The sequence below is a fragment of the Bacteroidota bacterium genome, from assembly GCA_018692315.1.
Lineage (GTDB): Bacteria > Bacteroidota > Bacteroidia > Bacteroidales > JABHKC01 > JABHKC01.
Genome location: JABHKC010000218.1, coordinates 1 through 10,350, shown reverse-complemented (window position 1 = coordinate 10,350; position 10,350 = coordinate 1). Strand labels below are relative to the sequence as shown.

Annotated in this window: 8 protein-coding genes; 6 read left to right on the top strand and 2 right to left on the bottom strand. The window is 31.7% G+C overall.

The genetic code is table 11. From position 1 onward, the window contains the following. Positions 1-1,163, bottom strand: a 1,163-nt coding sequence (locus HN894_16035; GenBank protein MBT7144833.1) for an MFS transporter, incomplete at its 3' end; no start/stop codon positions are given. A 185-nt stretch (positions 1,164-1,348) separates the two neighbouring features. On the opposite strand from HN894_16035, the gene HN894_16030 reads away from it, so the two are divergent. The 6 genes from HN894_16030 to HN894_16005 all read left to right on the top strand — a co-directional run bounded on the left by HN894_16030 (position 1,349) and on the right by HN894_16005 (position 8,474). Then, a complete protein-coding gene (locus HN894_16030; protein ID MBT7144832.1) occupies positions 1,349-4,039 on the top strand; it encodes a tetratricopeptide repeat protein in 2,691 nt (896 codons plus the stop codon). Positions 4,040-4,116: 77 nt separating this feature from the next. Continuing rightward, complete coding sequence (locus HN894_16025; protein MBT7144831.1) at positions 4,117-4,551, top strand: PIN domain protein; 435 nt, start codon at positions 4,117-4,119, stop codon at positions 4,549-4,551. Positions 4,552-4,555: 4 nt separating this feature from the next. Beyond that, the gene (locus tag HN894_16020; GenBank protein ID MBT7144830.1) at positions 4,556-4,765 is read left to right on the top strand and encodes a hypothetical protein; all 210 of its coding nucleotides are present in this window, start codon (positions 4,556-4,558) and stop codon (positions 4,763-4,765) included. Between the two features lie 171 nt (positions 4,766-4,936). Beyond that, positions 4,937-6,649 (top strand): hypothetical protein, encoded by a 1,713-nt coding sequence (locus HN894_16015; GenBank protein MBT7144829.1) that lies wholly within the window; start codon positions 4,937-4,939, stop codon positions 6,647-6,649. 19 nt (positions 6,650-6,668) lie between these two features. Then, positions 6,669-7,736 carry an alkaline phosphatase gene (locus tag HN894_16010; GenBank protein ID MBT7144828.1) on the top strand — a complete coding sequence of 356 codons (1,068 nt, stop codon included), beginning with the start codon at positions 6,669-6,671 and terminating at the stop codon, positions 7,734-7,736. 69 nt (positions 7,737-7,805) lie between these two features. Further along, entirely contained in the window at positions 7,806-8,474 is a 669-nt protein-coding gene (locus HN894_16005; GenBank protein MBT7144827.1) for a hypothetical protein, read from the top strand. Between the two features lie 566 nt (positions 8,475-9,040). Here HN894_16005 and mqnC read toward each other — a convergent pair. Next, positions 9,041-10,129, bottom strand: coding sequence for a dehypoxanthine futalosine cyclase (gene mqnC, locus HN894_16000; protein ID MBT7144826.1), 1,089 nt, complete (start codon positions 10,127-10,129; stop codon positions 9,041-9,043). Positions 10,130-10,350 lie beyond the last annotated feature (221 nt).

Here is a 10,350-nt window from a genome sequence, read left to right as displayed (position 1 = left end):
TATTTAACTTCAACCTTTGGAAGCTTAAAAACAAAAAATATAGATAAAATCGCAGCAATAGCTGACATTTTAAATGTGAAAATCAGTCCAAACTTATCGCTTAAAAAACCAACAAGCATCACCGAAATTGTTCCTATCACAAATGTTATTGTCATAAAAATGCTATTCATGAAGGCAGGCCTTTCAGTTTTTATATCTTGCACAAAGGCAAGAAAAACCGGAGTGGGTGCAAACATAGAAATACCTAACAATATGAGGATAGGTATCATTAAAATACTATTGGCATAAATAAAAAGCCACATTAGTAGCGGATTTAATAAGTAAATAATAATTAGCATATTTTTCCTCCCTATTTTGTCCGAAACAATCCCCGAAATAAGAGTTCCGCCAGCCCCCGAAAACTGAAGTACTGAAAGCGAAATTCCGGCAATCCACAAACTCGAACCCATTGAAGTTAAGTAGGTGGGAAGAAATAGTGTCAAACAAAGTTTCATTGCCGAACTAAAAAAAATTATAGCAGTGATTAAGCCAAAAAATGCAGCATGTTTTTTAAGTAGTTTTAGTGCTTCAGAATATTTGAAACTACTATTTATATGAGTTGAAACTTCAATTTTTCTTAATTGAAAAAACAGAAAAATTGAGGCTGCAATTCCGAAAGGAATTAATTTATAAGTCCCGTTGAGCCCCCAAATCGAAATTCCGCCAAGAATTAATAAAGGCCCAAAAGTTCGGGCAAGTTCCCCGCCTATCATATAAAAACTCATGCCTTTTCCGGTCTCATTTCCCGATACTTTCTTAATCATAACTGGCGAAGGTACATGATAGAAAGCGGCACTCAATCCTGCAATGAAAAGAAGGATAGCCAAAATCGCAAAATTGCTTGCTAATCCTAAAAAACTCATAACTATGCAAGTTATGGCAGGTGTAACAATTACGAAATATCTCATACTAACTTTATCGGCCAACATGCCAATGAATGGGTTGAAAACCATAGGAAGCCGTTGTGCAACTTGCAGCAAGCCTGCATACGAATAGCTCAAACTAAGCTTCTCAATCAACAAGGGTAAAATTGGTGCTAAAAAAGAGGAATAAATATCATGAACAAAATGCGATACTGTTACTACAACAACTTTTCCGTATTCAAATTTCGATGAATTTTTCATTCAAAACTTAGGTTTTTTTTACTTTAATAAAGAAATTCAAAGTAATTATTAAAAAATAAAATATTTTTGCAAAAGTAAAGTTTATTTTTCAGTTAGTTAATAGCTTGATAATAAAAAGATTTTCGCTATTTGCTATAAACTTTGAAAAATAATTTTTGATTTTTAATGTATTAAAATTTAAAGTCTTGATTAGAAAAATATTATTGTTTTCGCTAAGCATTATTGTAGGGATAATAATTTTCAACAATTGCTCTACTTCGAAAAACACCATGCCAAGCCGAACATATCATAATTTGACATCACATTATAATGTTTATTTTAATGGCAAAGAAGCCATGAAATCAGGAGTCAAAAAAATTGACCAATCGTTTGACGACAATTATGCAGCCATTTTATCAATGTTCAAGTATGGAGATGAGTCTATAGCCAGAAATGTTTTTCCAGATATGGATAAAGCCATTAAGAAAGCCTCAAAACTTATTAAGATTCATTCAATTACAGCAAAACCAAAACGAAAAAAAGGGAAAAGCACAAAAAAAAGAAGAGAATTTTACAACAAAAAAGAATACAATGCCTGGGTTGACGATGCGTATTTGCTCATGGGAAAAGCCCATTTTTATAAGCACGATTTTTATTCAGGAATAGAATCTTTCAATTATTTAGTAAAAGAATATAGCGAAGAAGAAATAAAATATGATGCTTTACTATGGTTGGCTCGTTCGTACAACGAAATGGAAAAATACGAAGAAGCACGAGAAATATTGAATTTGCTTGAGGGCGACCGAAAATTCCCGAAAAATCTTGAAGGAGAACTTTTTTCAATTTTTGCAGATTACTATTTGAAGCAGGAAAACTATCAGGATGCAATTCCCAAACTAAAAAAGACAATTGAGAATACTCGCAAGAAAACTCTGAAAATCAGATATACTTTCATTCTTGGGCAAATTTATGAAGAGTTGGAAATTTTCAAAAGAGCAAGCGAACAATACAAAATCGTAATCGACAAAAATATTGAATACGAACTTACATTCAATGCAAAAATTCGCCTCGCAACTTCCTACGATGGCGGTGGAAGCGGCAAAGAGCTGTTGAAAGATCTGAACAAAATGCTAAAAGACGATAAAAATATTGAATATCAAGATCAGATATATTATGCTCTCGGCAACATTGCTTTTAAGCAAGAAAAATATAAAGAAGCTGTAGAATTATATAAAATGTCGGCTTGGAAAAGTGTTGGAAATTACGACCAAATGTCGATGTCGTATTTGGCAACTGCCGATATTTACTTCTTTATTCCCAACTACAAAAAGGCACAAGTTTACTATGATAGTTGTGTTAGTTTTCTTAGCGAAGAATACCAGGATTACGATTTGATTAGCAAAAAATCGAAAAACTTAAACAAATTAGTTGAAAATATAAATATAGTCGAACTAGAAGATAGCTTACAATATGTTGCAAATTTGCCAGAATCAGAACGTAACGGTCTGATTGATAAGATTATCGAAAAAGTTAAAGAAGAAGAAAAGAAACTAAAAGAGCTTCAGCGCCAGCAACAAATGAACACCCAGCTTTTTAAGCAAAACCAGCGCGATCCGAGAAATAGAAACATTACTGGAAGTGGTTGGTATTTCTACAATCCTACAGCCATGAGTTTTGGGCAAACAGAATTTTCGCGACTTTGGGGAAAACGAAAACTTGAAGATAATTGGCGGCGTGCAAATAAATCGATTGTAAGTTTTGAGGACGAATTTGCTGATAGTGAAGAAGGTGAAGGTGAAGATGGCGAAGGGAAAAAGAAAAAAATAGATAATAAAAGTCGTGAATATTACATGCGAGGTCTGCCCCTAAACGATTCCCTAATAACAATTTCAGACACAAAAATAATGGAAGCAATGTTCAAAATTGGAGAAATCTACAAAGACGATTTTTCTGATTACGGACTCTCTATTGGTGCATTCAAAAACCTGAATAGCAGATTTCCGGAAAATTTATATTTGCTCGCTACTTTTTATAATCTATATAAACTTGAGCTTTTGCTAAACGAAAACGAAAATGCTGCAAAATATAAAAACATAATAATAACAGATTATCCTGATAGTAAATATGCTCAAATGCTCACAAATCCGAACTATTTGAAAGAAATGTCGGAAAAAGAAAAGCAAGTAGATTATTTATATACAGAAACTTACAATGACTTTTTATCTAAAAACTACGTAAAGGTTATTTCAAATTCTACAAAAGCCGAGACTGAATATTCAGAAAGTACTTTGATGCCAAAATTTTTATTTGTCAAAGCTCTGTCAATTGGAGAAACTCAAGATAAAGAATCGTTCAAAACCAGTCTTGAATATTTGATTTCTAAATTCCCGAAAAGTGAAGTTGCTGAACCGGCAAACAATATTCTTACTATTATGAACGATGGGAATTCGGAATTTTCTGAGAATGAAAATACATTTTCAAATTCTTCTGAAACTGTTGAAAACGAAAAACCAACAAATGAAGAAGAAATTTACAATTTTGATGAAAAATCTGATCACTACTATATTTGCATTATCGACAATTCAGTTGTAGATGTAAACAGACTGAAGTTTAATATTTCTAATTTCAATATCGACTTTTTTAGCATGATTGAATTAAATGTTAAAAGTGTGATTTTAGATGGGAATTTGGAAATGATAACAGTTAAAAGCCTAAAAAACAAAAAAAATGTAATGAGTTATTTCAAAACTATCGATCAAAATACAGATGTTTTCAAGGATATGAATAAATCGAATGTTCGTCATTTTGTCCTATCATCAGAAAATTTCCCCGTTTTTTATAAAGACAAAGACATTAGTAAATATTTGAAATATTTCTCTAAGCATTATTCTGAGTAGATTTTTATTTACTTTTAAAAAGTCTTATTGTTCTTTAAATTTTGCTGAATTTATTTTTATTCAATAAAATACAAACTATGAAAGTTTATCTTGATAACTGTTGTTTCAATCGTCCTTTCGATGATCAAAGTCAGATTAGGATACAACTTGAAGCACATGCAAAACTTTACGTTCAGGATCAAATTAAAAAAGGTAAAATTGAGCTGGTTTGGTCATATATTCTTGACTATGAAAACTCATTCAATCTGTTTGAAGAACGAAAGAATCTAATTCAAAAATGGGAAATTGAAGCAAAACAATACATTGTTGAAAATGCACAAATATTAGAAATAGCCAATAATCTTTCTAATATTGGATTAAAAAGCAAAGATGCTTTACATGTTGCCTGTGCAGTGGAAAGTAATTGTGACTATTCCCTTACAACTGATGACAAAATTCTAAAAAAATTATTAAATTACTCCAAAATTAAAGTAGTAAACCCGCTAACATTTATAGCAAACTTAAACGATTAAGAATATGATAACAGATACAGAAATAAAAATGAAAGGATTTGATGCACTCGTGAATAATATGGGCAAAGTTTCAGCGGAAAGGTTTATTGCTTTGATAATAAAAGAAAAATTTGATTACACAAAATGGCAAAAAAATCTTTTTCCTAATATTAATATCAATACTCTTAGCCAACAAGCAATGAATATACAAGACATTTCAGAAAAGAAAATTTAAATGAATAAACTCCATCAAACTTCTCTTTAAGCTAAAATATATAACAACTTTGACATTTTATTAGTTTTCAAATTAAACTACAAGAAAACCGCTAATAATAATTTCCTTACTCTTAAATTTATTTATAAGACCAAATAGCTGAATATAAAATAATTACAATTTAAGTAAACAATGAAAAAAACAATAATAATTTTATTAATTTTAATAATAAACAATTCATTTTCTCAAGAAAAAGTAATAGAACAATGGAAAAATGGCAACAAACGTAGCGAAGGAATAATCGAACTTGGGCAGGAAGAAGGATTGTGGATATATTACGACCAGAAAGGTAGAAAAATTCAGGAAACCAAATATCGAAAAGGAAATTTGTACGGCAAACTAATTTATTTCTACACAAACGGAAACAAAAAAAATGAGGGAGAATTTTACTACGGTAATCAAGAAAATGAATACAACGAATGGTACGAAAACGGGAAAACAAAAATCAATGGTTTTTATAAACATAATCAGAAGGATAGTCTCTGGACAAAATGGTTTGAAAATGGCAATAAACATTCCGAGGAATATTTTTTAGCTGACAGCTCCTCAAAAGTATTAAACTATTGGATAATTGAAGGTAAGCAGCAAATTTTAAACGGAAACGGCCATCTGTTAGAACATTTTCTAAGTGGAAACAAAAAAGCGGAGGGCGATTATTCAGATGGCTTAAAAACAGGCAATTGGACAAAATGGTATATTAATGGAGAAAAAATGTCTTCAGGTTTTTACAAAAATGGTGAAAAAACTGGAACATGGAAATTTTGGTATTCCAACGGAAATCAGAAAAGCGAATATAATTATGAAAACGGGAAAAATATTGCCTGGTACGAAAATGGGAAAATTGAATTTGAAGGAAAAATAATAGACAACAAAAAGCAAGGTATTTGGAATTTTCATTTCGAAGATGGAAATCTGAAAACACAAGTTTCTTACGAAAACAACCAGAAACATGGACTGCAAACCAATTGGTACAAAAATCAAAATAAAGAATCAGAAATTAATTTCAAAAATGGCGAAAAAGATGGTCATGCAAAGTGGTGGTTCAAAAATGGCCAAATAGATATTGAAGGAAATTTTGAGGAGGATGTACAAGAAGGAAAATGGAGTTATTGGCGAACCGACGGGCAATTAGGAAATTCCGGAAATTACAAAAACGGCGAGATGGATGGCAAGTGGAAATATTGGTACGGGAATGGAAACATCTGGAAAACCGGAAATTTCGAAAATGGAGTAAAATCGGACATATGGACAACATTTTATGAAAATGGACAAAAAGAACATGAGGGAAATTTTCAGGATGGAAAAGAAAATGGAAATTGGATTCAATGGTATGAAAACGGGACTAAAAAAATGGAAGGGGAATTTTCTGATAGCAAAATGAACGGAAAATGGACAGCTTGGCATGAAAATGAAAAAATAAAATACCAAATCGAATATACAGATAACAATAAAAATGGGAATAGTCTCTACTGGCATGCGAACGGGAAAAAGCAATTGCAAGAATCATTTGAAAACGGAGTTCTAAATGGAGATTATAAAACATGGAATTCTAATGAATCAGTCATAATATCAGGCTCTTACAAAGAGGGTTTCAAAGATAAACAATGGACATTTTATAACAATTTTGGAAATAAGCAAAGACAAGAAAATTACAAAAACAACAGACAGGACGGAAAATGGACGGTATGGTTCGAAAATGGAGAAATCAGAAGTCTAGTCGAATATAAAAATGGTGAAAAACATGGCACAACAAAATATTATAATTCGAAAGGACATGTGATTTTTCATGCAATATATAAAAACGGACTTCTCGAAAAAAAGATTTCTGACAAAAGGAAATTTTAAATAGATTAAATTACAAGAGATGAAAATAAAACTTTTACTTGCTATTATAAGCATATCATTACTAATAACTTGTTCTTCAAAAACTGAAACAAAAATCCCGAAAAATATAATTTTTCTGATTGGCGATGGCATGGGAGTTTCGCAGGTTTATGCTGCTTTAACAGCAAAAAAAGACAATTTGAATATTGCACAATGCAAACATATTGGTTTTATAAAAACATCGGCTGCTGACAATTATATAACCGATTCTGCTGCTTCAGGTACAGCTTATGCAACTGGGAAAAAAACAAAAAACGGATATGTAGGTGTCGATTCTCAAGGCAAAAAACTACCGACAATATTAGAAATTGCCGAGAAAAATAATATTGCCACCGGTTTAGTTGCAACAAGTGCAATTACTCATGCTACGCCTGCAAGTTTCATTGCTCACAATCCTGACAGAGGGAAATATGAAGAAATTGCAATGGATTTTCTAAAAACCGATATTGACATTTTTGTTGGTGGCGGCAGAAAATATTTTGAAGAAAGAGAGGATAGCCTAAATTTGATTGATAGTTTGAGAGCCAGAGATTATTCAATTATTTCTGATTTGAATGAATTAAAATACTCAAACTCAAAAAAAATTGCAGCATTGATTTATAATGAACACCCTCCAAAATTTTCGGAAGGTAGAGCTAATATGCTCGAAATGGCAAGCAAAAAAGCAATTGAAGTTTTAAGCCAAAACGAAAAAGGATTTTTTCTGATGATTGAAAGCTCGCAGATAGACTGGGGAGGACACGACAAGGATTCAAAATATGTTGTGGAAGAAACTGTCGATTTTGACAATGTAGTTGGTCAGATTCTCGATTTTGCAAAAAAAGATGGCGAAACTTTGGTAGTAATCACAGCCGACCACGAATGTGGCGGATATGCAATTACAGGAGGAGATATTTCAACTGGCAAAGTTGAGGGGAAATTTTGTACCGATGGGCATACAGCTACTATGGTACCGGTTTTTGCCTATGGTCCTGGAGCCGAAAACTTTATGGGAATTTTCGATAATACTGAGATTTTTCACAAATTCAAAAAAATATTTGGAATTTAAAATAGTAAATCCTTGAAATACAAGTACCTTTCATCAACAATTTTATGGCTGACTTTTTTTAGCATAGCTATGGCGTTTTTAGAAAGTTCGGTAGTTGTTTATCTTCGTGCTCTTTACTATCCCGATGGATTCGATTTTCCGCTTAAAACTATAGATGAAAATATTGCCCTAACAGAGGTTTTACGAGAATTTGCAACCTTGATAATGTTGCTCGGTGCAGGAATTATTGCCGGCAAAAATTTCTCGCAACGATTTGCTTATTTCATATACATATTTGCAATTTGGGACATTTTCTACTATGCTTTCCTAAAACTTTTGCTTGATTGGCCTGCATCTTTTCTCACATGGGATATATTATTTCTAATTCCCGTAGCATGGATAGGGCCGGTAATAGCACCAATAATTTTATCTATTTTGATGATAAGTCTCGCATTGATCATTTTATATTTCGATGAAAAACTTCAAAATGTTAAGATAAAAAAAACTGAGTGGTTACTTTTAGTAATCGGTTCGATTATAGCTATTGTCTCGTTTACAATAGATTATTGTTCGTTTGTTATACAAAATTCTGCAATATCAGAAATATGGTCTTTACCGTCTCGGGAAAAACTTTTCGATTTGTCGCTTCAATATATTCCGCAATCATTCAGTTGGTTAATTTTTATTTTTAGTCTGATTTTTATCTTATCGGGAATTATCCACTTCATTTTCAGAAATTTCAATTTATTGAAGAAATAATTACGGGATTTAGTTTTCGTTTTCTCAAGTCTTTGAACAAAAAGCTTGTTAAATAATTTTTGTGGTCGAGCAAAAAATGTCCTAAAATAAAAGCAACTATAAAAGCCAAAACTTTGTCTGTATATAGCTATTCAATAATAAATTGAATGAATAAAGCGTTTAATTGAAATGTTTTTAAAAAGTTATTAGCCCAAAGCTTTTTGAAAAAAAATGAATAAAAACCAAATTTAATGGAAAGAATAATTGAAATAATAATAGCCTTAATCAGTCTGATAGTTTTATCCCCAATATTAATCTTTTTCGGTTTTTTAGTTTTCACCGAATCTGGCAATGGAGGAGATTAGATAATTTGAAAATTTGGAAATTTGAAGATATGGGAATGAATTTTCAATTTTCTGTCTTTAAACCTATAAACTATAATGACTATTTCAAAAAGTCATTTTAGGCAGTATTAAAATTACTTTACGCAAACAAGCTTTTCGTAAAATCAATTCTCAAATCCTCAAGGGGGCTTCTAAAAATAGCAAATTTCAAGGCGTAAGAAATTTGCATTTATAGAAGTCCCCTCAAATCAAACTTTCATAATTCTGATTTCTCAATTGTGGAACAAAACCGGCTTCTGAAATAGCTTGTTGCATACCTTTTGCATCGAACTCGTGAGAAGCACCTGCCGATGAAACTACATTTTCTTCAATCATAATTGAACCAAAATCGTTGGCTCCGGCATGCAAACAAATTTGCCCAACTTCTTTACCAACGGTTAGCCACGAAGCCTGAATATTTTGAACATTTCGCAAAAGAATTCTACTAATTGCAATTGTCCTTATATACTCATCGGCTGTTACCGAATTACTAACATTTTCTTTCAACCAAAGTTTTGTGTTTTCATCTTGAAAAGGCCATGGAATAAAAGCAATGAATCCTATCGAATCCGATGGTTTTTCGGATTGCACTTCTCTGATTTTTATTAAATGTTCAATACGTTCGGCTTTTGTTTCGATATGACCGAACATCATGGTTGCGGATGTTGTCAATTTCAATTTATGAGCCACACGCATTACGTTCAGCCATTCATTGGAATTGCATTTTGCCGGCGAAACAATATTGCGTACTCTATCGATTAGAATTTCAGCACCAGCTCCCGGAAGACTATCAAGTCCGGCCTCAGTAAGCTGATTTAAAACGTCTTCGTAAGACATTTTCTCCATTTTCGAAATATGAACAATTTCCGGTGGACCTAAAGCGTGAAGTTTCAATTCAGGATATATAGCTTTTAATTCTCTGAACAAGTCTGAATAAAATTTAATTCCCAATTTTGGATGAATTCCACCTTGCAAAAGAAATTGATTCCCTCCAAGCTTTTTAAGCTCTTCAATTTTTTGCTTATATTCATCGGTGCTAGTGATGTACGAATCTTCCTGTTTTGGTTTTCTGTGAAAATTGCAAAATTTACAGCCAACCTTACAAACATTTGTAATATTTACATTCCTGTCAATAAGCCATGTTACTTTATTTCCTGGAATTTCTTTTTTTCGAAGTTCATTGGCAACATACATCAATTCCGGTGTTGTTGCAGTTTCGTATAAGAATAATCCTTCTTCTTTACTTAAAAAATTATTATTTAGAGCTTTATCTAATAAATTATCTATTTTCATTCAAATTAAAATTGTTACGAAAAGTCGCAAAGATAAACGATTTATTAGCGAAATAATTTTTTGATAACTAAAGGGGACTTCTAACCTGCATAATTCATAAAAACAAGCAAAATGATGTTAATATTCTGTAATACAGACAAATGCAAGCTTTGATAAAAAACATTAATTTTTTAAATAAAAATGGAGTTCATGTATATTTTTTTCCAATAAGTTACTATCTT